This window comes from Amycolatopsis magusensis (genome assembly GCF_017875555.1).
GTDB classification, from domain to species: domain Bacteria; phylum Actinomycetota; class Actinomycetes; order Mycobacteriales; family Pseudonocardiaceae; genus Amycolatopsis; species Amycolatopsis magusensis.
The window spans coordinates 9,354,499-9,377,810 of record NZ_JAGGMS010000001.1 but is presented as its reverse complement, the minus strand read 5'-3'; the positions used below and the strand labels follow the sequence as shown (position 1 = coordinate 9,377,810).

Genomic DNA, 23,312 nt, shown 5'->3' with positions numbered 1-23,312 from the left:
GCGGGCGGGCAGGCAGAATGCGGCCATGACAGCGAGCGGCACGACCCGGCGGCGCCGGGTCGCCCCGGTGGACCTGGCCATGCTCGTGCTGGCGATCGTCTCGGTCGGGTTGCTGGTCTACGTGATGTTCTGGCCGCACTCCGCGCGGACCGCGCACACCATCTTCGTGATCGACACCTGCATCTGCGGGGTGTTCGCGATCGAGTTCCTCTGGCGCTGGCGCAAGGCGGGCTGGGAACGCTGGTTCCCGCTGCGCAACTGGTACGAGGTGCTGGGCATGATCCCGGTCGCCCACCCGGCCCTGCGCGGGTTCCGGCTGCTGCGGATCATCGTGGTGCTGGTGCGCCTGGCGCGGACCGCCGACCGCGCGTTCGGCGAGAAGTTCACCCAGCGGCTGGTGGAACGGCTGTCCAGGCCGATCGTGCTGGCGATCAAGAAACCGATCACCATCGCCGTGCTGGACGAGGTGGTCAAGGTGCTCGAAACCGGGAACTACCCGCACAACCTGGCCCAGTCGCTCGGGCAGAACCGCGAGATGCTGCGGCAGATCGTCACCGAGAAGATGAAGGCGGACCCGCAGGCCGGGCGCTTCTCGCGGTTGCCGTTCCACGACGAGATCGTGCGCTCGGTGGTGGACACGGTCATGCGGATCACCCTCGAAGTGCTCACCGATCCGCGCATCGACGACTTCTTCGCGCACGTGGTGCGGGAGAACCGCGAGCAGATCCGCAAGGCGGTGCAGCTGGGCCTGCACGAAGAAGGCGGCGACGACGAGGAACTCGCGAAGGAACTGCCCGCGCCTCCGCACGGGTTGCACGAGCGGCTTTAACGCGGTTTGACCCGCCGGGTGGGTTGCGCGGTCATCGGGTCCTCCGGCCACGGGTGCCGCGGGTAGCGGCCGCGCAGGTCGGCCCGTACGGCGTGATAACCGTTGCGCCAGAACGATTCCAGGTCGGCGGTCACCGCGGCGGGACGACCCGCCGGGGAAAGCAGGTGCAGCACGACCGGCACACCGGCCAGTTTCGGCGTCTCGCGCCAGCCGAAGGTCTCCTGCAGTTTGACCGCGAGCACCGGTTCGTCGCGGTAGTCGACGCGGATCTTCGAACCGGACGGCACTTCGAGCCGGTCGGGCGCGAGGTCGTCCAGCTTGGCGGCTTCGGGCCATGGCAACAGCGCGCGCAAAGCCGTTCCGGCGTCGATCTTGGCCAGGTCGGCGCGTTTCCGCACCCGCGACAGGTCCACTGTGGACAGTATTGCCTCGTCGGTGAGGTCGGGCCACGGTTCCCCGACGGCGCGGTGCAGGAAGCCCAGCCGCTGGCGCAACCGGGTGGCGTCCTCGGTCCACTTGAGCAGGCCGAGTCCTTCACGCCGCAAGCCGTCCCGCACGGCTTCTTCCACCATCGCCGGGTCGGGGTCACGCAGCGGGCGTTCGCTGAGCACGATCGCGCCGAGGCGGCGCACCCGGCGGGCCACCAGGTCACCGCCGGACCAGTGCACCTCGTCCGCTTCGGACAGCAGGTGCGCACCGGCGGTCTCGGCCAGTTCGGCGTCGGCGCGGGCGGCGAGCCGGATGATCCCGTTGGTGCGCCCGGGATCCCTGGTCGCCTCGCCGATCGCCAGCCACTCGGCGTCGGTGAGCCCGCTGCCGGGGCCGAGTTCGGCGGCCGTGCCACCGGCCATCAGGTAGACCGGCGTTCCGGCCGCCCGGCGGCGAGCCAGCCGTTCGGGGTGCGCGAGCGCCACCACCAGCGCGGAGTCCGGCTTCTCGGGACCGCCGTCGACCAGCTTCGCGAGCCGTTGCGCTTCGCGGCGCCAGCGCTGGTCGCCGGTGTCACGCAGGCGGCGCAGTTCGGCGTCCACATCGGTCAGCGAGGCGCCGTTGTCCAGCAGGGCGACCACCTCGGCCGCCGAACGCGCCCCGACCTGCCGCGCGCCGTCCAGCAGCGCCCTGGCCAGCCGCGGGTGCAGGCCGAGCGCGGCCATCCGGCGCCCGCGTTCGGTGACCTCGCCGCCGTCGTCCGTGGCGCCGAGCGCGCGCAGGACCGCCTGCCCGGCGGCGAGCGCGCCCTCGCCCGGCGGGTCCCACCACGCGAGCCCGCTGCCGTCCGGAGTGGACCAGCAGGCCAGTTCGAGGGCGAGCCGGGCGAGCTCGGCCGTGCGGATCTCGGGCTCGGGGTAGGCGGGCAGCGAGGCCTGCTCGTGCTGGGCCCAGCAGCGGTAGACCCGGCCGGGTGCTTCACGCCCGGCGCGGCCGGCACGCTGATCGGCCACCGCGGCGGACACGCGCACGGTCGCCAGCCCTGGCAGGCCGCGGCGGTGGTCGACCCGCGGCACCCTGGCCAGGCCGGAGTCCACCACGATCCGCACGCCGGGCACGGTCAGGCTCGATTCGGCGACGGCCGTCGCCAGCACCACCCGGCGGTGCTTCCCCGGCCGCAACGCGGCGTCCTGCTGCGCGGCGGACAGGCGCCCGTGCAACGGGAACACCTCGACCCCGGACAGCATGTTCGACACCCGGCCGATCTCGGCGGCACCCGGCAGGAACGCCAGCACGTCACCGTCCGCTTCGGACAGTGCCTTGTGGATCGTCCGGGCGACGCACGCCTCGATGCGCTCGTTGCGCGAAGGCGGGGCGTAGACGTGCTCGATGGGGAAGGTGCGGGCGTGCGCGGTGAGCACCGGGCCGCCGAGCAGCGTGGCCAGGCGATCGGCGGCGACGGTGGCCGACGTGGCGAGCAGCCGCAGGTCGTCCCGCAGTCCGGCACGGACGTCCAGGAGCAGCGCGAGCAGCAGGTCGGCGTCGAGGTGGCGTTCGTGGCACTCGTCCAGCAGCACGGTGGACACACCGGGCAGTTCCGGGTCGTGCTGCAGGCGGCGCACCAGCAGGCCCGAGGTGACGACCTCGATCCGGGTGCGCTTCGACACCTTCCGATCGCCGCGCACCGAGTACCCGACCGTCTCCCCGACGGGCTCGCCGAGCAGGGACGCCATCCGCGCGGCCGCGGCCCTGGCGGCGAGCCGCCGCGGCTCGGCGACCACGACCCGGCCCTCGGTGCCTTCGGCCAGCGACGGCGGCACCAGCGTGGTCTTGCCCGTGCCCGGCGGCGCGACCAGCACCGCGGCACCGTGCGCGGCCAGCGCCTCGCCGAGGTCACCGAGGATGGCGGTGACCGGGAGTTCCGCGCTCACTGCTCGGTGACCTGGGGTGGCGTGGGCAGCGGGTACCCGGACGGGCCGATGTTGGCGTTGAAGGCCCGCGTCCACTCACCACTGCTGATCATCTTGCGGAGGGCGTCGTTGACCGCGCGCTGCGCCTCGGTGTCGCCCTTGCGCAGGCCGATGCCGTAGTGCTCGGGCGCGAACTGCGTGCCGACCACCCGGAGCAGCTCGGGCTGCTGGGCCGCGTACCCGGCCAGGATCACCCCGTCCGTGGTCACCGCGTCGACCTGACCGGCCAGCAGCGCGCTGACGCACTCCGGGTACCGCGGGTACTCGACCAGCTCGGTCTGCCGCGCGAACCGGTCGCGGACCTGCTCGGCGGAGGTGGTGTTCGTGGTCGAGCAGAGCCGCTTGCCGTTCAGCGACTCCGGCCCGGTGATGTCCGTCGACTGGGTGCGGACCAGCAGGTCCTGCCCGGTTTCGAAGTACGGGCCGGCGAAGGTGACCTGCTGGCGGCGCTTCTCGGTGATCGAATAGGTGGCCACCACCAGGTCGACGGAGTTGGACGCGAGGTCGGCCTCCCTGGACGAGGTCGCCGTCTCGCGCCAGGTGATGTCGCCGGGCGCCACGCCCAGCTCCTTCGCCACGTAGGTGGCCACGTCCACGTCGAACCCGACCAGCCGCCCGTCGAGCGTGCGCTGGGAGATGCCAGGCTGGTCGAAGCGGGTGCCGATGGTCAGGTGGCCGCGGGCGTCGGCGCGCTTGACCAGTGAGTCGGCGTCGGTGGCGGTGGGCGTGCAGGCGGCGGTGTTGATCATGGTCAGCCCGAGCGCGGCCAGCGTGGCGAGTACCCGCCTGCCGCGCATCCGCGTCCTCCTGACCTCACGGCTTTCTCAGGTCGTCTGATTAGCCTAAGGCTCGGGGCACGCGGGTCGGAAAGGAACTGAGCAAGTGGGTGGAGCGGAGCGCACCGCGCGCAAGCGGCGGCAGGAGCAGATGCGGCAGCAGGCGGCCAAGCCGGCCGCCAAGCCGGCGGCGCGCGGTGTGGACAAGCGGACGGTCGGCATCATCGTCGCGGTGGTGCTCCTTGCGGCGGCCGTGACCGGCGGCATCGTCTGGTACCAGGCCGACAAGAACAAGACCGAGGGGCAAACGATCGCGGCCGTCGCGCAGGGCGCGCCCGCCTGGCCCGAACGACGTGACGGGCTGGTGGTCGTCTCGGGGAAGCCGGAGGCCAGGGTGACGCTCGACGTCTACGCGGACTTCCTCTGCCCCGCCTGCGGCGAGTTCCACAAGCGGTTCGGCAAGCAGATCGAGGAGCAGGTCGCGGCGGGCACCGTGCTCCTGCGCACACACATGATCCCGATGCTGAGCGCACGTAGCGACCCGGAGGGCTACTCGCTCGATTCGGCGAACGCGGGCCTCTGCGCCGCCGACTCCGGGGTGTTCACCCCCTTCCACGACAGCCTGTTCGCCGCGCAGCCCGAGGAGGGCAAGCGCGCCTGGGACAAGGCGCAGCTGACCGCGCTGGGCCGCGGGGTCGGCATCAGCGATCCGGCCTTCCCGGCCTGCGTCGAGGGCGGCACCTACAACCAGCAGCTGGACGCCGAGCTGACGCGGGTCACCGAGGACCCCGCGCTGCACCAGGAGTTCCCGGACGGCAACAAGGGCTTCGGCACGCCGACGGTCACCGCGGACGGCAAGCCGGTGAGCACGAGCGACCCGGAATGGCTCACCAAGCTGCTTTCCGGGGCGCCCGCCGCGTGAGGTGATTTCGCCCCAACGAGCAAATCGGGTGGTCTAGGCTGAGCGCGGAGTGCTCGTGGGGAACCGTTCCGTGCTGGGCGGCGTCGCACTCCAGGTACGAGGAGGGCATCCGTGAACGGCACACCACACCAGGGCTTCTACGTCGGCGAAGGCGCCTACGAGGACTACGCCCGCCGGATCGATCCGGCCGGCGAGGACATCCGCGGCGCGGGGGCGAAGCACCTCGACCCGCACGCGGACGTCGACGGCGACGGGTTCTCCGCGCTGGGGCAGGAAACCGGGTTCTCCGGTGCTTACGCGAGCCGGATGCGCGGCGTCCAGGAGCGCGTGGCCCGGCTCGGCGGGCAGTGGCAGCAGATGGGTGACGCGGCCCGCCAGACCGCGGTCAACTACCAGGTGGTCGAGGGCGACCAGGGGGACATCATGCGGACGATCGGCAAGGACCTGCCGTGACCTACGAAACCGAGCAGGTGCTCAGGACCGGCCTGGACACCAACACGCAGTTCGAGCAGAAGATGGTCCGCAACAGCGCGGGCATCAGCGCCGCCCAGGACGGGCAGGTGGCGCTGCGCACTTCGCTGGACGGCGTGCGCGGCAACGTCTCGGCGCAGCGGAACAACCTCGCGGCGAACAGTTCGGGCACGACCACCGACACCGCCACCGAGACCTCGGTGAACCTGGAGAAAGAGGTCGACGACCTGCTCCAGGAGAGCGCCGAGATCGAGAAGGCGGTCGCCGAGGCGGCGGAGATCCTCGACGTCGCCGACATCCAGAACAAGCAGCTGCGCGAAGAGATCATCAAGGTGATCAACGACGCGATGAAGAAGATCGCGATCGAGCGCGCCCGGCCCAACGGCGAGGGCAACGCCGCCGCGGCCGACATCATGAAGAAGATGATCGCCGAGGTCGACCGCCTCAACGGCGAGTCGGCGACGGTGGCGTCCAACGCCGAGGGGCAGCTCACCCAGACCGCGACCAAGCTGGCACCCGCGCCGGCCCCGTCGTCGTCCTCGTCCGGGGACACCGGCGGCGGCACGCAGGTCGGGTCTTCGTTCAACGCCCAGGGCAGCCGCCGCGGTGGCGGCGGCGGTGGGGGAGGCGGCGGTGGTGGCGGCGCGGTCAGCAAGCCGCGCCTGCCGGTGGCGATCCCGCCGCAGCCGGGCACCGGTGTCGCGGTCAACCTGCCCGACGGCAGCACGGTCCAGGCGCCCAACGAGACGGCCGCCAAGGCGGTCCGCGCGGCGCTGTCGAACCTGGGCGTGCCGTACGTGTGGGGTGGCACCTCGCCGGGTGTCGGCCTGGACTGCAGCGGGCTGACCATGACCTCCTACGGCGAGGCCGGGCTGGAGATCCCGCGGATCGCCAAGACGCAGACCGTGGGGGCCGAGGTGCCCTCGATCGACCAGCTGCTGCCGGGCGACCTGGTGGTCTGGTCCGGGCACGTGGCGATGGTGATCGGCAACGGGCAGATGATCGAGGCCGGTGACCCGGTGCAGACCGGTCCCATCCGGACGACCAACGCCGGGCAGTCCTTCGTCGGCTTCTACCGGCCGACGGGCTAATCTGCACGTCTGGCTTGGGGACACTTTGGGGAGGCCGCGAGTGGCGGAGTTCGACATCGGCCGGGAGGCCGACCGGCTGGCGCAGGAGATGGACCGGGCGGGGGAGCGGGCGCGGGCGCAGTTCGAGCGCAGCGGGCCGATCACCGGCCGGGCCCAGACCAGCGACGGCGCGATCGGCGTCGAAGTGCTGCCCGGGGGCAAGCTGAAGAGCGTGAAGCTGACCCCGTACGCGCTGCGCAGCGCGCCCGAGGTGATCGCCAGGCAGATCGTCGAGCTGTCGAACCAGGCCACCCGGCGCGCGGGCGACCGGATGTACCAGACGCTGGCGCCCGCGCTCGGCGACGGCCAGCTGCGGTCGATGGGCTACGAGCCCCTGCCCGACGACGAAGACGGTTACGGAAGGTGAGCGGACCGATGGAGCAGGTGCCCATCACCCAGACCACGCGGCAGCTGATCGAGCAGACCCGCGCCCGTTCCGAGGCGATCTCGCAGGTCGAGAGCATGATGGCCCAGGCGAAGGGCACCGCGCACGACCTGGACAACACCGTTGAGGTGACGGTGGACGCCCACGGGAAGCTGCTGGCCCTCTGGCTGGCCCCGTCCGCGGTGAACTGGGACGCCGACCGGCTCGGCTCGCTGATCGTCGAGGTCGCCGACGTGGCCCAGCGCGAAGCCGTGCAGGACAGCTACAACAAGGTCGCCCTGCTGCTCGGGGAGGACGTGACCGCGATGATCGAACAGATCTCCGGCCTCCCCGCCCCGGCGCGCGCGGAGAACGACGACAACGGCCTGACCGTCGAAGAGTTCCAGCGCCGGCGTGAACAGCGCCTGGCCCAGGAGGCCGCCAACCAGCCCCCACCCCGCCGCCCGCGCATCGAAGAGGACGACGACCTGTACTCCTTCGACCCCGCGTCCCTCAGGTCGGACCGATAGGGACCCCCCTTTGAGGCCGCACTCGGTGGTCATGTACCTTATAGACACACGAGATGCGGAGTTCACCTCCGCTCCGGGGCTATGGCGCAGCTGGTAGCGCACCTCACTGGCAGTGAGGGGGTCAGGGGTTCGAGTCCCCTTAGCTCCACACATGAGTTTGAAAATGAACCCCCTGAGCGCTTGGAAATCCCAGGTCAGGCGCTCGCAGGGGGTTCATCTGTGTCGGGGGTTTGGTCGCGGCACGTTGGGTCGCTTACTAGAACTTTGGTAGGGCTGCCTGGGTCATGATCCAGGCTTCTTGCGATCTCAACGAGGACCTTGGCGATCGTGTGCGCGTCTGGTGGATCGTGCCGCACACCGTGAATCCGGATCTTCGACACGTGGGTTCGGGGCTTGTGTTGCCGCTTCTTTGGCTTGGCCATGAGAAGTCACCACCCTGTTGCGACGGTTCTTTGCTACGGGCGGCGACAAACGATCTTGCTGTTCGTCAGCGAAGCTGCTGACGCTGATCTGAATCTATAATTGAGGGTAATCTCGCAGCGTTCGGATGTCTCTTCCTGCGAGAGCTTCGCAGGTGGACTGTGCCCGGTTCGGCTGACGCACCCTCGTTGTCGACTGTGGTCGGGCCAGACGCGGCTGGTCAGCGGCGAAGGTCTGCGGCCGAACTGGGAAGTCGGAGGTATCGGCCCTGGTCGGCCATCTTCTGCATGAGGCCGAAACCCTCCTGTGTGCCGATGTCGCCATTGATGACGGCGATGCTGACCAGGTCGATCGTTTCGCGTGTGGTGATTCCCTGTAGGCGTGCGTAGCGCAGGGCCTCCCGGTCGTCCGATATCCACCATGAGCCAGCGAACTCGCTCCGCTTGAGGATCACGAAGCAGGTCTGGGCTTCGCCAAGGTGCTTCAACGGCTCGTCATCTGTGCCGCCGAAAACGGCCCGGCGGATGGCGTTGATCTGCTGGATCTCGGACTCGTCGTCGATCTCGATCGGCTCGCCGAGCCAATCGCCGCCTGCCAGTTGGCCGAGGTCCGGCAGGACACGCGCAGATCTGGTCGCCTCGTAGGCGACAGCCTCAGTCCACCGGCCGTGTCTGTCGAGCACCGAGTTGAGCAGGTCGAGCCGGTTTACCGAGGCGAAGTTGCACAGGACTGTGTTGTCCGGAAACAGGAACTCGGTCATGGGGCATCGGGAGTTCCGTGTTCGGACTCAAGTGCCTGTCTGAGTTCGTCGACGTCAACTTCGAGCAGGTTGGCGTAGGGACGGAGAGTGGCGGCGCCGGCTTCGTACGCCGCGTAGGTATCCCGGACCAGGAGACCAGGTGGGCGCGGTGTGCTGGCTTGAGTGACCCGTTGGGCGAACTCCTCACCGCGGGCGGCCATGCTCGCGGCCCTGGAAGCGGTGATGGCTTTGTAACGGTCGCAGGTGCCCGCGTCGATCAGTCGTAGGTGGAGCAGGCGATAGGCGAGTGCCGACGGGGTCACCATCAGGTCGCACGCCAGTGCTGCGAAGGAATGTTCGTTAAGGCCAGCCGAGCCGAGTCTGATTCGCAACAGTTCCTCGGGCATGAGGAAGGAGGCGGCGAACGCGTTGGCGCGCATTTCGCTGGGGTCTTTCGACTGGGCCTTGTCGTAGACGTCCCGGTCCAGGTGGATGTCCTGGTCGTCACCAGCGAGCAGGTGGCCGAGTTCGTGGGCGAGCGTGAAGCGCTGCCGGGCCGGTACATGCGAGGTGGCCAGCACGACCAGCTTGACGTGCTCAGACGACGCCGCGAGGCCGTCGAATCCTGTGCCCAGTTCGACAACAGCCACGTCGACGCCAAAGACCTCCTCGACAAGTGTCACCAGGTTGCCAGTGGCAATCGAGTGCCCGGCACCCTTGACCCGAGTCAGAGCGTCACGGGCCAACGACCGGCCCTGCTCGGCGTATCCGCCCTCGGCGAGACCTTGACCCCTTGCCTGCCATGGCTGCGGATAGCCAAGGGGCGCGACGTCCGTGCGAAGCGTGCTATACCGCTTCGCGGCGGTCAGGGCAATGCCTGCCTTGCCGCTGGTGGTTCGGGCCGCGAGGGCCAGTGGCGGTTCCTCGCCGGTGATCAGCCAGTCCACTGTCACTTTGCACAGGTCGGCGATCCGGGCGAGGTCGACGGAGGAGAAGCGGCGGGCGCCGCTGAGCGATTTGGACATCTTCGACTCGTCGAGGCCGACCTGCTGGCCGAACTCGCGGCGAGTCAGCCCGGAAGCCTCGATCAGGCTCAACACACGCTCGGGAACACTTGACACCCGGCAACACTAGCTCTCGACTTGCGAAAATCGCAAGTCGAGAGAAAGATGGCGCTTCGGTGACCGACGAAGGGATGAACGTGACGATCACGGCGGAGCAGGGGAAGCGCGCGGACGCCGCTGGGACGCCGGTGATGCCGCCTGTCCCGGAGCTCGGCCAAGTGGTGAACGTCCGCGGGTCGACGTGGGCGGTTGCGGCGGTCCGGCAGCAGGGACTGCCGCGCAGTCCGGCCGACGAGGGCGCCGCTGGTCTGACGCACGTGGTGAGTCTCCAGTCATTGGAGGAGGACCGACTAGGCCAGGAGCTCACGGTTGTGTGGGAGCTGGAGGTTGGCCACACCGTCGCGCCCGACCAGGGACTTCCGGAGAGGATCGATCTGGACGCGTTCGACGACCCCAACACGCTGGCCGCCTTTGTCGACGCCGTGCGCTGGGGTGCGGTGACCTCGGCTGACGCCAACTCCTACCAGGCGCCCTTCCGCAGCGGCGCGAACGTGGAGGCGTATCAGCTCGAACCGCTGCGCCGGGCGCTTCAGTCTTCGCGGACGAATCTGCTGCTCGCTGACGACGTCGGTCTTGGCAAGACCATCGAGGCCGGTCTGGTGGTCCAGGAGTTGCTGCTGCGCCATCGTGCCCGGTCCGTGGTGATCGTCTGCCCGCCGAGCCTGGCGCTGAAGTGGCAGGACGAGATGCGAGAGAAGTTCGGCCTAGACTTCGTCATCGTCAACAGCGACCTGTTGGCGCGGGTGCGACGTAGCCACGGTTTGGCCGCGAACCCGTTCCGGCTGTTCCCCAGGGTGATCGTCAGCATGTCGTGGCTGCCAACCCTGCGTGCGCAGCGGCTGTTGCGTGACGTATTCGCTGACGTCGCGGACACCGCCTCGGCCCGGCGGTTCGCCTTTGACGTTCTCGTGGTCGACGAGGCCCATCATGTTGCGCCGGCGAGCCCGACTACCGCGCCCGGCCGGCGTGGTTACGCCGTCGACAGCCAGCGTACGACGGCCACAAAGGCACTGGCGGACAAGTGCGAGCACCGGCTGTTCCTGAGCGCGACCCCGCACAACGGCTACTCGGAGTCGTTCACCGCGCTACTGGAGATGATCGACGGACGGCGCTTCAGCCGGGGCGCGAATCTCGACGAGCGGGCGTTGCGGGAGGTCGCGGTCCGGAGGCTGAAGACCGAGCTGCCGGAGAAGGACTTCCGCAAGCGGGAGCTTAAGCCGATCGTGTTTACGCCAAGCGACGATGAGCAGCGTCAGTTCGCCCTGTTGGATCGCATCCTCACCGACAGTGCACGCACGAACGGCAAGGGGCGTTCCGGCGGCCTGGTGGCGATGCTGCTGAAGAAGCGTTTCCTGTCCAGCCCCTGGTCGTTCGCCCGCACGCTGGAGCAATACGAGCAGGCCGCGAGCACCGGCCACCAACTCGCCCTCGACGACGAGGAGCAGTACTACGCCGAGGTGCTGGGCAGCGGCCAGTCCGACGAGGAAGAAGGCGCCACCGAGCACCCCGAGTTCACCGCACTCCGACACAGCAAGGGCTCCGACCCTTTGGTGACGGCCACCGGACGCGAGATCGAATCGTTGATCGGGTGGGGCTCCCGCTACGAGCACCGGCCGGACTCACGGCTGGAGGCGCTGATCAAGTTCCTGGACGCGACCTGCCGCCCTGATGGCCGGACGTGGATCAACGAGCGAGTGGTTGTGTTCACCGAGTACGCCGCCACATTGGAGTGGATCGTCGATGTCCTGATCCAGCGGGGTTACCGGGACGTGCTGGCCACCATCCAGGGCTCGACCCCGACAGAGGAGCGCGAGCTGATCCGGGCGCAGTTCACCGAGGACCCCGCCAAGCACCCGGTGCGGGTACTGGTCGCGACCGACTCGGCTGGCGAGGGCATCGACCTGCAGGATTACTGCCACCGGCTGGTCAACTTCGACATCCCGTTCAACCCGTCGCGGCTGGAGCAACGGATCGGCCGGATCGACCGCTATGGCCAGCGGAACACCCCGCAGATCTATCGGTTCGTGCCCGACTCCGCCGACTCCCAGTACGCGCGCGACCTGCGGTTTCTTGTGGAGCGGATCGCGGACAAGATCGGGACCGTCGCCGCGGACCTCGGCTCGGTCAACCAGGTGGTCGACTTCGAGGTGCGCAACCACTTCGGCCCAGCGGCTGGAGGCCGCAAGGCCAAGCCCGCGGCGCCGGACGACGGCAACGCGGTCATCACCCGCGCGCTCGCCGGTGGTCTTGAACTCAACCGTCGGCTCACCGAGCTGTCCCGCACCTACGACGAGCACAAGGTGGAAATGCACCTGACCCCGGCGAACGCCCGCCGAGTCGTGGACGCCGCGCTCGCGCTCACCGCCCAGCCCCCGCTGCTGGAGGACTTCTCCTTCGCCCAGGACACCGACGCGGCCGTGTTCGCCGTTCCAGGGCTGGGGTCGGCGTGGCAGCCCGCGCTGCGTGGTTTGGACACCCGGTTGGAGCCCGACACGCTGCGACCGATCACGTTCGACGACAAGGCCGCGCAGGGCCGGCACGACCTGGTTCACATCCACCTCGGCCACGCCCTCATGCAGCGCGCCACCCGCGTACTGCGGAGCGCCCTGTTCGGGATCGACTCCCCGGTCCATCGGGTGACCGCCGTCGTGGCCGACGGCCTTCCCCAGTCATGCGTGGCGGCGGTGTCACGGCTGGTCCTGGTCGGCCGTGGTGGACTTCGACTGCACGAGGAGGTCTTCCTCACTGGCATCCGAGTGCACGGCAACACCATGTCCGAGGCGAAGGTGGAAGAAGTGCTTGATGCGACCCTCGACGCGGAGAACCTGTCTCTCGCCGGGGAGGACGTGCGCACGGCACTGGCCGACCTGTGGAACGCCGAGGGCTCGCGACTGCGCAACCGTCTGCTATCCGCCATGGCCCGCAAGGCCGAGTCCCGCCAGACACAGGTCACCGAAGCGCTCCAGAAGCGCCGGGACTCCGACATCGCGAGGGTGCGCGAGATTTTCGGCGCGTTCCGGATCAATTTGCGCGAGTCCCGCGATCGGCTGTCGGGGGAAATCCGCGCCGAGGAGGAGAAGCTGTTCACCGATGACCAGCAGGCACAGCGCCGTCGGGACCTGCGGGCGATGGAGGACCGGCAGGTGAGCCTGGACGACGAAGAACAGCGGGAGGTCGCCGCAATCGGCGAGCGCTACCGCGACATCCGGCCGCACGTGTCAGCTGCGGCCGTCGTGTTCGCGTTGACCCCCGCCGACGCCGAGACCGGGAAGGTGCGGGCATGAACCATCGATCCGCGCCCACCGGAGCTAACCTACACCGCCGATGGCTGGAACTCGTCGACACCGACGGGCCATTCCTCGCCATACCCGTGCTCAGGCGGGTATGGCCGCAAGGCATGCCAGTGCCGGCCAAGGACGCCATCACGGCGCTAAAAGACGCCAAGGTCGCGTTTGAGAAGGCATGGGAGAACTGGGACAAACGGCGGGACGACGCCGCCGCGCTCGAATTCTACCGTCAGGAGCGGGACACCTGGGCGGATGTCGTCTTGCGAGACGTGCTCGGGTGGCGCGACTCCTACACCGCCGCCACGCAGAGGGACGAGGTACGGTCTCCCGACCATGCCGTCACCGTGCGCGCGACCGGCGCACTCGTGCACGGCGACACGATTGGCGCGCTGGTACTCGTCGTCGATCCGGTCGACTCCCTGCGCGACCCGCTTGACGACGGGTGGGCGAACACCCCGATCGACCGGCTCGAAGAGTTGCTGCGCGCCAACGCGGTCCCGATCGGTCTCGTCACCGACGGCCGGTGGTGGGCGATCGTCAGCGCTCGCAAGGAAACCATGGTCGCGTCGGGTATCGTGGACGCACAGACGTGGATTGAGGAACCGCAAACCCGCGACGCCTTCATCGAATTGCTCCAGCGCCGCCGGCTGCTTGGCGGCAAGCCCGAGGACCGGCTGACCGCGCTGTTCGGCGAGTCGGTCGCCGCCGCCGAGGAGATCACCGAGGCACTGGGCACGCAGGTCCGCCGCGCCGTCGAGCTGCTGGTGCAGGCGCTGTCCGAAGCCGCGCTGGCCGCGGACGGCCCCGACCCTCTGCCCACCAAGCGGGCGGACGTGTACGAGGCAGCAGTCACGGTGATGATGCGGGTGGTGTTCCTGCTCTTCGCCGAGGAACGCAACTTGTTGCCCCAGAGCAGCCTGTTCACCCTCGGATATGGCATCAGCGAGGAGTTGGACGCGCTTGACGCCCGCGCTCGCGAAGAAGGCAGCGAAGCCCTCGACGCCACCCACCTAACCTGGCACCGCCTCCTTGCCACCTCACAGGCGCTGTACCGGGGAGCGTCCTTTGAAGACATTCGACTGCCGTCGTACGGCGGCTCGCTGTTCGATTCCGGCCGGTTTCCGTTCCTCGCCGCACGCGGTCCACAAGAGACATTGGCCATCACGGTGTCCGACCGCGTGATGCTGGAGGTGCTGCGCGCCGTCCAGTTCGCCGAGCTCAAGGGGCAGCCCGCTCGGCGTATCTCTTTCCGCGACATCGATGTCGAGCAGATCGGCTACATCTACGAGGGCCTGCTCGGCTACTCGTGCGCCGAGGTCGACGAGGTGACGGTCGGACTTATCGGCAAGGAAGGCGACGAACCGGAGATTCCCCTTACGGTGCTTGAAGACCTGGCGGCGACCGAACCGAAACTCGACGCGTTCGTCGGCGCGCTGCTGGCCTGGGTCATCGAACACCAGCCCGCCGCCGGCAAGCACCTCAAGACTAGAAAAGCCGCACTAGCGAAGGCGTACCGGGACAACGACAAGGTCGAGGACGCCGAACGCGCGCTGCGCGCGGTGACCGCTGACGCGGACCTACGGGACCGGCTGCGACCGTTCGTCGGGATCATCCGCCGCGACCTGCGCAACAGACCCCTAGTCGTGCTGCCCGGAGGTGTACTGCTGGCCGAGACGCCGTCACGAGCGACGGCGGGCGCTCACTACACGCCCCGGTCGCTCGCCGAGGAGGTCGTGCTGCACGCACTGGAACCCCTCGTCTACGACCCCGGACCGCGCCAACAAGTGGACGGCTGGGTGCTGAAGGAGTCGTGGCGGATTCTCGACCTCAAGGTCGCCGACATCGCCTGCGGCTCGGGTGCGTTCCTCGTCGCTGCTGCCCGCTACTTGGCGGAGCGGTTGGTGGAGGCGTGGCAGCGTGAAGGTGCGGCCGTTGGTACGCCGCACGAGCAGATGACACACGCCATCCGGACCGTGGTGGCGACCTGCCTGTACGGGGCGGACATCAACGGCATGGCGGTGGAGATGTGCAAACTATCGCTCTGGCTAGTGTCGCTCGACCCGAAACTGCCGTTTTCTTTCGTGGACGACAAGATCCTGCACGGCAACTCCCTGCTCGGCCTCACCGACGTCCTGCAACTGAAGTATCAACACATCGATCCTGACCTCCCACGGCAGATGCCGTTCCAGCCCGACGTCGACAGCACGCTGCAGCGCGCAGTCACCTTGCGCAGGCAGCTCGCAACCGAGGTCAACGACGCCGACCCGCAGCGTTCGGCGACCACCAAGCGCCGACAGTGGCGGGAGTACCGCGAACTCGTCGCGGAGCTTGCCGAAATCGGCGACGCGGTGATCGCCACCGGGCTTCAGCACGGCGGCAAGCCAGGCAAACACCTGAACTCCGCGTACACAAATCTCAGTTGGGCGCTGAACCTGGCGCACAACGGGGCCGACCGCACCATGCTTGATGGCATCCTCGATGCTGGACTCACCCCGACCGTGCGCACAGACTACGAACGCTGGAAGCCTCTGCACTGGATTCTCATGGTGCCGGATGTGATGGAACGCGGCGGCTTCGACGCAATAGTGGGCAACCCAGCCTTTCTTCACAGCAAGAAGATCACAACGTTTTACGGAAAGAACTATCGCGATTACCTCAAAGAAGTTCTCGCGGCAAGGGTTACAGGTGACGCTGACCTCGCCGCATACTTCCTGCTCCGCCAATCCAGCCTCCTTTCATCCGAAGGGGAGATTGGCATTGTTGTTACCAAATCAATTTCACAGTCGCATACCAAGACTGTGGGTCTTGATCAAGTGTTATCGAGTGGTGCAAGCCTGGCGTGCGCCTCAGAAGCCTTCGATTGGGGACCCGACGGAGCCTCGGTGTCGGTGATCAAGATGTGGATCACAAAGAATAACATGGCAATCCAGGGCAAGAGTCTTGTCGGCGACCCGAAGCAACCCGCGAGAAACTTGCCCGTTCGTTCATATGTTGGGACCTATCCTAACGGTGACGGGTTCCGCGTTTCCGCGGATCGTGCACAAGAATGGCTACGCCAACACCCTGAATTGACTTCAAGGCTGCTTCCATACATTCGGGCAGTCGACCTTTCGCAGGGCAACCCCGCTAAACCTGAAGAGTACTTGATCGACCTCAACGGCCTGCCTGAAGGTGAAGCCAGGCTGGCGGGCCCATTGTGGGCGCACCTGAATGCAAACCAACGTCCGTGGCGCGAGCAGCCTACAACAAAGGCCAGCCGTGAGCGATGGTGGGATTTCGAGCGCTCCGCCAATGCTCTTTACGGTGGATTGCGCGGCCTGGAACGTGCGATTGCTATTCCGCGCACCAGTAACCTATTGATGCCACGCTGGATTCCGACGGACACCAGAATTGACATGGGAGTGGTCGTATTCCCGACTGTCGAATGGTCTATTTATGCACAAGTGGCATCGAGTCTTCACTATCATTGGGTTCTCAGTTACGGCGCGACAACAAGGGATGATCCAAGCTATGCGCCTCGCAGGCTTTCTAATACATTTCCCTGGGTGGTCACGAGTTTGCACACTGATGCGGCGATGCAATTCGAAGTGACGCTGGAGAAACTTTGCCAAGCGCGCGGCGGACTCAGGCCGGTAATGAACGCTTTCAGTGATGCGAACCATCGCTCCTCGGAGATCGACGAGCTTCGAGCGCTGTTCGTTGAGCTAGATTTAGAGGTACTCTCCATTTTTGACTGGGCAGATGTTCAACCGACTTATGACTTTCATGAGCGTAATAACCTGACGCGCTTTACTGTGGACTCGGTGTCACGCGATGAACTTCTGTATCGGCTCCTCGAAGAAAACCACCGACGCGCGCAAGCTCCGGCTGAAACGGCGGTGCCGCGTCCTGCGGACGATAGGGAGAACAAGTGACCGCCCCGCGAGAGGCGCAGTATCGGCTCGCGTACGAGCCGACCAGGGAGTCGCTCACAGTACGGGAGAACCTGGTCGACATCCTGGAACGGGAGTTGCTCGGCCCGGCGAACGGCCCCGAGGAAGTCCTCGATGGTGTGCCGGACGTGGCCTACCTTGTGGGGCGGATCGCGCCGGTGCGGTTGGCGTCTGGGCGGGAGGACCCGTCGGACGCCGACGAGGCCGAGGCGGCTACCGACGTCGGTGACGCGACCGACGCTGATGAGAGCCGTGGGGTTCCGGTCACCGCTGTAGACGAGAGCGGTGCGGGGGCAGACGAGGACAATGTCGAGGATCAGCCGCAGCAGCGCGGTCTGATGATCCCGGCGTCGATGGGGTTGCGCTGCCAGATCCCCGACGACTTGGGCGAGTTCACCGTGACCGCTTCGTGGGGACAGTACGAGCCGACCAAAGAGAAGCGGGAGAACAGCGAAAGTACCGTTCGCCGATATAAGCGCACACCCATCGAGATCAAGAAGACAATCAGCGTTACCAAGCTCGACCCCGCGCATACGACGACGATCCATCTGCGGGACACCGTTGTGCTCAGGGTGGACCGCTACGACGACGTCGAGGGCGGGAAGAAGCTGATCGAGGTGGCGCTGTGCAACGATCGGGTCGCGCCGCGCAAGATTCCCGTCAACGCTTGGCTGTATCAAACAAAACTGCTGGTCGAAGCGGGTGGCCGCGAAGTTTTCCTGCCGGTTTCCGACAGGCTGGCCGATACTCGCGAGGAACGGGACGACGAGCTGCGGCGCCTGAGGCTCCAGTATCGTGACCGGCTGGAGTTCGCCATCGGGCGCACCTGCTCGGTCGACTGGAAGGCGTCCGGCGAGAGTCGGCGCGCCAGTGCCGTGTGGACGACCTGGTTGCCGACGGTGCAGACCCCGCAGACCACCGCCGAGGAGATCGGGACAGCGCTGCTGGATATGCGGGCACTGCAGGCCGCGAGCCGCGAGGAGCTGCGGACTGGGCTCGAGCCGGTCGTCGCCGGATACCGCACCTGGCTCGACGAGCAACTCGCCAGAGCCGAGGCGCTGCCTGAGCACCTACGTGAGGACGGCATCGAACTGGTACGAGAAGCGCAGCAGGTGCAACGGCAGCTCGCAGATGGCCTTGACCACCTGCTCACCGACGACGAAGCGTTGCGGTGCTTCCGGTTCATGAACCGCGTGATGGCCGATCAGCGCGTTCAAACGCAAGTGGCCCAGCGCCGGGCAAGCAATCCCGGCGAGAGCATCGGCCAGGCGCGGGCGGCGGTCCTCGCGCAGGGGCCGAAGGCGCACTCGTGGCGCACTTTCCAGTTGGCGTTCGTGCTCATGCAGCTGCCGATGCTGACCGACCCGGCGGCGCAGCGGCGTTCCAGCAATGATCCGAAGGCCCAGCTGCTGTTCTTCCCCACTGGTGGCGGCAAGACCGAGGCGTACCTCGGACTGGCCGCGTACACGTTCGCCATTCGGCGGCGCCAGGGCATCGTGTCCACACCGGACGGCCCGCTGGACGGCAATTCCGGGATCGCGGTGCTGATGCGGTACACACTGCGACTACTCACGGCCCAGCAGTTTCAACGCGCCACCTCTCTCGTGTGCGCCGCGGAGTTGGCCCGGCTTGACGACGTGGCGACGTGGGGGGCCGAGCCGTTCCGGATCGGTTTGTGGGTCGGAACGGACGTGAGCCCGAAGCGGTTCGACGAAGCCGAACAACAGTTGACGCGGGCGAACAACGCCGGCGGCAACTACCGGCTGACCGTGTTGCAGATCCAGCGGTGTCCCTGGTGCGGCACCCGGATCGGGCCAGGGGATGTGAAAGCCAGGGCCGAGAACCGACGAGTGCACGTCTACTGCGGCGACGACCTGGCCGAGTGTCCATTCGCTGAGGGCGGCACGTCGGCGGAGGGACTGCCGGTGCTGACGGTGGACGAGGAGATCTACCGGCTCGTGCCCGCGTTCCTTATCGCGACGGTCGACAAGTTCGCCCGGCTGGCGCGCGAAGGCGAGGCGGCATCCCTGTTCGGGTATGTGTCGCGGCGGTGCGAGCGGCACGGGTTCGTTCACCCTGATTACAAGCACTGCGACATCAAGGACGGCAACAAGCACCCGGCCAAGGACGGCCTTCCCGCAGCCGCGGTGCGTCCGGCCTCCCGGCTGCGCCCGCCGGATTTGGTCATCCAGGATGAGCTGCACCTGATCACCGGTGCGCTCGGGACCACGGTCGGGCTGTTCGAGGTCGCCATCGACGTGATGACCACATGGCGAACCGCTGACCACCGTACGGTGCGGCCGTTGCTGGTCGCGTCCACCGCGACGGCACGCAACGCCGCTGACCAGGTCAAAGCGCTGTACGGGCGGGATATCACGATCTTTCCGCCGCAGGTGCTGGACGCGGGCAACACGTTCTTCTCCAAGGAAGAACCAATCTCGGACAAGTTCCCCGGACGGCGTTACGTCGGCTTGTCGACCACGGGCGTCCGCCTGACCACCGCCGAGATCCGGGTGGCCGAGGTGCTGATGGCGGCGGGCCAACTGCTGCTCGACCGTTGCGGCGAGGCGGCTGATCCGTACCTGTCACTGGTGGCGTACTTCAGCGCCACCCGCGAACTCGCGGGCATGGCGCGGTACATGGGCGACGACATCCAGACCGCGCTCGCCAAGCGCCGCCCGTGGTCATTGCTGCCCAGCCGGACCGGCACCAACTTCGGTTCGCTGCACGTCGCCGAGCTCACCTCTCGGGTTGCCAGCGCCGATATCACCGCGACGCTGGACCAGATGGCCGTGAGCTTCGAACCCAGGTTCGACTCCACGGCCGGCAAGCGCGAACTGCGGGCCTCGCGAGAGGCGAAGAAGCCGGTGCCCACGCGCGAGGTCGCTCCGTTCGATGCGGTGCTGGCCACGTCGATGCTCCAGGTCGGTGTGGACGTCACCCGGCTCGGGTTGATGCTCGTGGTCGGCCAGCCGAAGAACACCGCCGAGTACATCCAGGCGTCCTCGCGCGTCGGCCGGGACGCAACCCGGCCGGGCCTGGTGGTGTCGCTGGGCAACTGGGCACGACCGCGCGATCTGGCGCACTTCGAGCAGTTCCGGCACTACCACGAGACGTTCTACGCCCAGGTCGAGGCGTTGTCGGTCACGCCGTTCTCGGCGACCTCACTCGACCGTGGACTGGATGGCCTTCTGGTCAGCGCGACGCGGGTCCTGCAAGCGGCGGAGACACAAGGACTCTCCCCCGAGCACAACGCGGGCGGCATCGACAGCCGGCGCGACTTCGTCGTCGACCTCATCGACGCCCTGGTCAGCCGGGTGCTGGGCGCGTCGAACGAGGACGCCGCCCGCCGGGCGCGAGATCAACTGGTGAACCGCCTCGACCACTGGGAAAAACGCCGCAAGTATCTGGCTGACCACCGGAAGTCGCTGGTCTACGAGAAAGTCACCGACGACACACGACATGACGCGCTAATGATGAGCGCGGAGAACGCCAAATCCCGCGCGGACTCGCGGGACGCGCCGCCGTTCGTGGTGGCCAACTCGATGCGAGAGGTGCAGCCGGAGATCAACCTCCTGGTGAGCCCCATCAGGGAGAACCTCGCCTACATCGCGCCGCCCGGAGCACCGCGGTGGGAACCACCTCAGGAGAATCCGTGACCGTCGATACCCGGTTCGTCTATGACGCCGCGACCCCCGTCGACCCACTGGGCGACGCCGAGCGCGAGGCTGAGAAGGCGGCCAAGCACAACCGCGCGAAGGTCGGCTCGGGCCGCCCGTCGTCGCTGCTCTACACCTACGGACCCGGCGCGATCATGGACCTGCCGCAGTTCACGATCATGCCGACTGGCCTGGACGACTGGGATCGGATCTGGCGGCGCCGCGATGGCATCCGACCGGTCCGGGCGCCCCGATTGCGGGAGGTCGTGGCGAAGCTGCTTCGTTCCCGCGACGTGCAGTTGAGCCTCCACCCGTGGCAACCGAAGAAGATCAGCCTGTCCACCGAGGGCGATGACCTCGGTGTGCCCGCCCGGGTATTTCCGCAATGGCTGCGTTGCACCGGATGCGACATGCTGGGCACGGTTTCGCAGTTCGCGTATACCAACACCCACCCGTTTCGCGCCGACCTGGCCTGCTTCGAGCACGCCAAGTGCACCGGCAGGTCGGGCAACCGGACTCGTAAGCCGGCCCGGCGCACGGCGGTGCCCGCCCGGTATCTGTTGGCCTGCGTGGACGGTCACCTCGACGAGTTCCCCTACGACGAGTGGGTACACCACTGGAACCCTTGCCCCCAGGCGGAGTTCCCGGCGCTGAAGATGGTTGACCGCACTGCGGGCAAAGGCGCATCGGCTGTGATCGCATGCGAGTCATGCGGCGCACGGCGAGGGATGAACGAAGCTCAGGGTGAGGCAGGCAAGAGCAAGCTTCCACGCTGCCGTGGCCGCCATCCTCACCTCGACGCCTTTGAACCCAAGGGATGCCGCAACGAAGCGCGGCTCATGCTCGTCGGCGCGTCAAACCTCTGGTTCCCGGCAACACAGTCGATCGTCGTGATGCCCGAGTCATCACAGGAAGAGACCGGCGACCTCGCCGCGCGCATCCGCGTGGCATTGGGCGAGAAGCTCGCCAAGTACGCCGACGACCTGGACACCCTGCGGGACGTGCTCGACGGCAAGGTCGACGTCGCCGAACTCTCGGACGACAAGCTTGCCCAGGCCGTCGCGACTGCTCTCCTGCCGCCGGAATCGGCCCAGGAATTGGACGCTTGGGCCAAGCAGTGGGATCCGGTGGACCTGCTCGTCCCAGAATGGCAGTACCTGCTCAAGGACCCGCTCGGGCTCCGGCACGAGGACGAGGTAAGCGGGCTGACGCTGTCCCGGCGGGATCGCGGTCCCGAGCTGCGACCGGAGATCACCAGGGTGCTGGCCGTCGAACGGCTGCGCAAGGTCAACGCGCTCGTCGGCTTCACCCGCATCGACGACATGGACCGGGTCGGTGACCTGCCCCAACGCCTAGCCCCGCTGACCAGAGCGCCTTACCCGGCGTGGACGGTGGCAACGGAAGATCGCGGCGAGGGTATCTACCTGCAGCTCGACGAGGCGGCCGTGGCGGCGTGGGAAACGCGGATCGAAACAACGGACATCTGGCGTGCCCATCGAGAGGCGCATCGACGCAACTTCTACCGTCGCTTCTCCGAGACCGCGCAGGATGTCGACCCCGACACCCGGCTCAGGCCGCCGCGCTACTGGCTCATCCACACCTTCGCGCACGTCTTGATTCGTGAATTGGCCATGACGTGCGGCTACTCCGCCGCCAGTCTGAGCGAACGGCTGTACGCCTGGCCCGAGTCCGAAAGCCGCGAAGCGGCGGCCGGGCTGCTCATCTGCACGACCGCCTCCGATAGCGATGGCACCCTCGGCGGGCTGGTGCAGCTCAGTGAACCCGACCGGCTCGAACGCGTTGTATCCGGCGCGCTGTACCGGGCCACCCGATGCTCCTCAGACCCAATCTGCGCGATGCGCACCCCACAGGACCCCGAGGACTTTCTGCACGGCGCCGCCTGCCACTGCTGTGTCATGGCGTCGGAGACCTCATGTGAAAGGGCCAACCGGTTCCTCGACCGGCGCTTCCTCGTCGACCTCCCTGGGAGTGGTGTTGGGTTCTTCGGACGCGCCGATTGACCCTGCGGCGGCCTGGGAACTGGGTCAGCGACTCACCGGAACCGAGGCGGGGTTGCTGGCGGACCGGCTCGCCGACGGCGACACCCTCACCAGCGCGCTGAGGGCTGTCGCCCCAGGGAACCGCGCAACGGTCCGGGCACTGCTGGCCGTCGGCTCTCCGGCGTCCCGTATCGCCGTCCTGCGGGCCGTCGAAGGCGCACGGTCCGCCCCGACCTCGGCGACGCCCTTGTGGACGATGCCGGGGCATCTTGCGCGTAGTGGGCCGCTCACCGCCTCCGTGCCGCACCTTGTCGACAGCGCACGGCAGTCCATCACCTGCTCCACTTTCAACTTTCAACGCTCCTCAGGACTGTGGCAAGCCCTGCGGCAGGCCGCCGGACGGCCGGAGTTGACCGTGCGGGTGTACCTCGACGCGGCAGCTGCGGGGCGGGGCGCGCCGACCACATCTGAGGTCGCCACGCACCTGTGGCCAGCCGTCGTCCTGCGTACGAAGGTCTTCGACGGTGGGAGCGTGCGCAACCACGCGAAGTTCCTCGCGATCGACCATAGGTTCCTGCTGGTGACCAGTGCGAACTACTCGTGGAGCGCCGAACACGGCAACGTCGAGTTCGGCGTGCTCATCGACGACCGCCCCCTCACCGAGGCCGTCGAACGCGAACTGCTCGAGGCCGAAGACCTGCTTTACCAACAAGTGCTTGTCACATAAGCG

General features: G+C 67.6%; 15 protein-coding genes and 1 tRNA gene. 12 read left to right on the top strand and 4 right to left on the bottom strand.

Annotated features, from left to right (window positions below):
* Nucleotides 1-25 precede the first annotated feature (25 nt).
* Entirely contained in the window at nucleotides 26-829 is an 804-nt protein-coding gene (locus JOM49_RS42370; RefSeq protein WP_209670494.1) for an ion transporter, read from the top strand.
* Here JOM49_RS42370 and hrpB read toward each other — a convergent pair.
* Nucleotides 826-3,189: an ATP-dependent helicase HrpB gene (gene hrpB / locus JOM49_RS42365; protein WP_209670492.1), complete on the bottom strand. Its 2,364-nt coding sequence runs from the start codon at nucleotides 3,187-3,189 to the stop codon at nucleotides 826-828. The two genes, JOM49_RS42370 and hrpB, sit on opposite strands and share 4 nt — an antisense overlap.
* A complete protein-coding gene (locus JOM49_RS42360) occupies nucleotides 3,186-4,025 on the bottom strand; it encodes a glutamate ABC transporter substrate-binding protein (RefSeq protein ID WP_209670490.1) in 840 nt (279 codons plus the stop codon). Before JOM49_RS42360 ends, hrpB begins: the two co-directional genes overlap by 4 nt.
* A gap of 85 nt (nucleotides 4,026-4,110) precedes the next feature.
* Between JOM49_RS42360 and JOM49_RS42355 the strand changes: the two genes are divergently transcribed.
* The 6 genes from JOM49_RS42355 to JOM49_RS42330 all read left to right on the top strand — a co-directional run bounded on the left by JOM49_RS42355 (nucleotide 4,111) and on the right by JOM49_RS42330 (nucleotide 7,569).
* Nucleotides 4,111-4,926 (top strand): DsbA family protein, encoded by an 816-nt coding sequence (locus tag JOM49_RS42355; protein WP_209670487.1) that lies wholly within the window; start codon nucleotides 4,111-4,113, stop codon nucleotides 4,924-4,926.
* A gap of 111 nt (nucleotides 4,927-5,037) precedes the next feature.
* Nucleotides 5,038-5,379, top strand: a complete 342-nt coding sequence (locus tag JOM49_RS42350; RefSeq protein WP_209670485.1) for a hypothetical protein — start codon at nucleotides 5,038-5,040, stop codon at nucleotides 5,377-5,379.
* On the top strand, nucleotides 5,376-6,488 hold the full coding sequence (locus JOM49_RS42345; RefSeq protein ID WP_282771358.1) for an NlpC/P60 family protein: 1,113 nt from the start codon (nucleotides 5,376-5,378) through the stop codon (nucleotides 6,486-6,488). Before JOM49_RS42350 ends, JOM49_RS42345 begins: the two co-directional genes overlap by 4 nt.
* Before the next feature lie 40 nt (nucleotides 6,489-6,528).
* Entirely contained in the window at nucleotides 6,529-6,894 is a 366-nt protein-coding gene (locus tag JOM49_RS42340) for a YbaB/EbfC family nucleoid-associated protein (protein ID WP_282771360.1), read from the top strand.
* Nucleotides 6,895-6,902: 8 nt separating this feature from the next.
* Nucleotides 6,903-7,421, top strand: coding sequence for a YbaB/EbfC family nucleoid-associated protein (locus tag JOM49_RS42335; protein WP_209670483.1), 519 nt, complete (start codon nucleotides 6,903-6,905; stop codon nucleotides 7,419-7,421).
* Between the two features lie 75 nt (nucleotides 7,422-7,496).
* Nucleotides 7,497-7,569, top strand: a tRNA-Ala gene (locus tag JOM49_RS42330).
* 492 nt (nucleotides 7,570-8,061) lie between these two features.
* Here JOM49_RS42330 and JOM49_RS42325 read toward each other — a convergent pair.
* Together JOM49_RS42325 and JOM49_RS42320 are read right to left on the bottom strand one after the other, a co-directional pair.
* A complete protein-coding gene (locus JOM49_RS42325) occupies nucleotides 8,062-8,601 on the bottom strand; it encodes a PIN domain-containing protein (RefSeq protein WP_209670481.1) in 540 nt (179 codons plus the stop codon).
* Entirely contained in the window at nucleotides 8,598-9,680 is a 1,083-nt protein-coding gene (locus tag JOM49_RS42320) for a helix-turn-helix domain-containing protein (RefSeq protein ID WP_209672292.1), read from the bottom strand. Before JOM49_RS42320 ends, JOM49_RS42325 begins: the two co-directional genes overlap by 4 nt.
* Nucleotides 9,681-9,694: 14 nt before the next feature.
* Here JOM49_RS42320 and drmD point away from each other — a divergent pair, with 14 nt between their 5' ends.
* From drmD to drmC, 5 genes are read left to right on the top strand one after another with little or no spacing between them, the layout of a single operon-like run.
* A complete protein-coding gene (drmD, locus tag JOM49_RS42315; RefSeq protein ID WP_245369654.1) occupies nucleotides 9,695-12,988 on the top strand; it encodes a DISARM system SNF2-like helicase DrmD in 3,294 nt (1,097 codons plus the stop codon).
* A complete protein-coding gene (locus tag JOM49_RS42310) occupies nucleotides 12,985-16,905 on the top strand; it encodes an Eco57I restriction-modification methylase domain-containing protein (RefSeq protein WP_209670479.1) in 3,921 nt (1,306 codons plus the stop codon). Before drmD ends, JOM49_RS42310 begins: the two co-directional genes overlap by 4 nt.
* Nucleotides 16,902-20,582, top strand: coding sequence for a DISARM system helicase DrmA (gene drmA / locus JOM49_RS42305; RefSeq protein WP_209670477.1), 3,681 nt, complete (start codon nucleotides 16,902-16,904; stop codon nucleotides 20,580-20,582). The genes JOM49_RS42310 and drmA overlap by 4 nt, the downstream gene beginning before the upstream one ends.
* Nucleotides 20,579-22,603, top strand: coding sequence for a DrmB family protein (drmB, locus tag JOM49_RS42300; protein WP_308159050.1), 2,025 nt, complete (start codon nucleotides 20,579-20,581; stop codon nucleotides 22,601-22,603). The genes drmA and drmB overlap by 4 nt, the downstream gene beginning before the upstream one ends.
* Complete coding sequence (gene drmC / locus JOM49_RS42295) at nucleotides 22,575-23,309, top strand: DISARM system phospholipase D-like protein DrmC (RefSeq protein ID WP_308159049.1); 735 nt, start codon at nucleotides 22,575-22,577, stop codon at nucleotides 23,307-23,309. The genes drmB and drmC overlap by 29 nt, the downstream gene beginning before the upstream one ends.
* Nucleotides 23,310-23,312 lie beyond the last annotated feature (3 nt).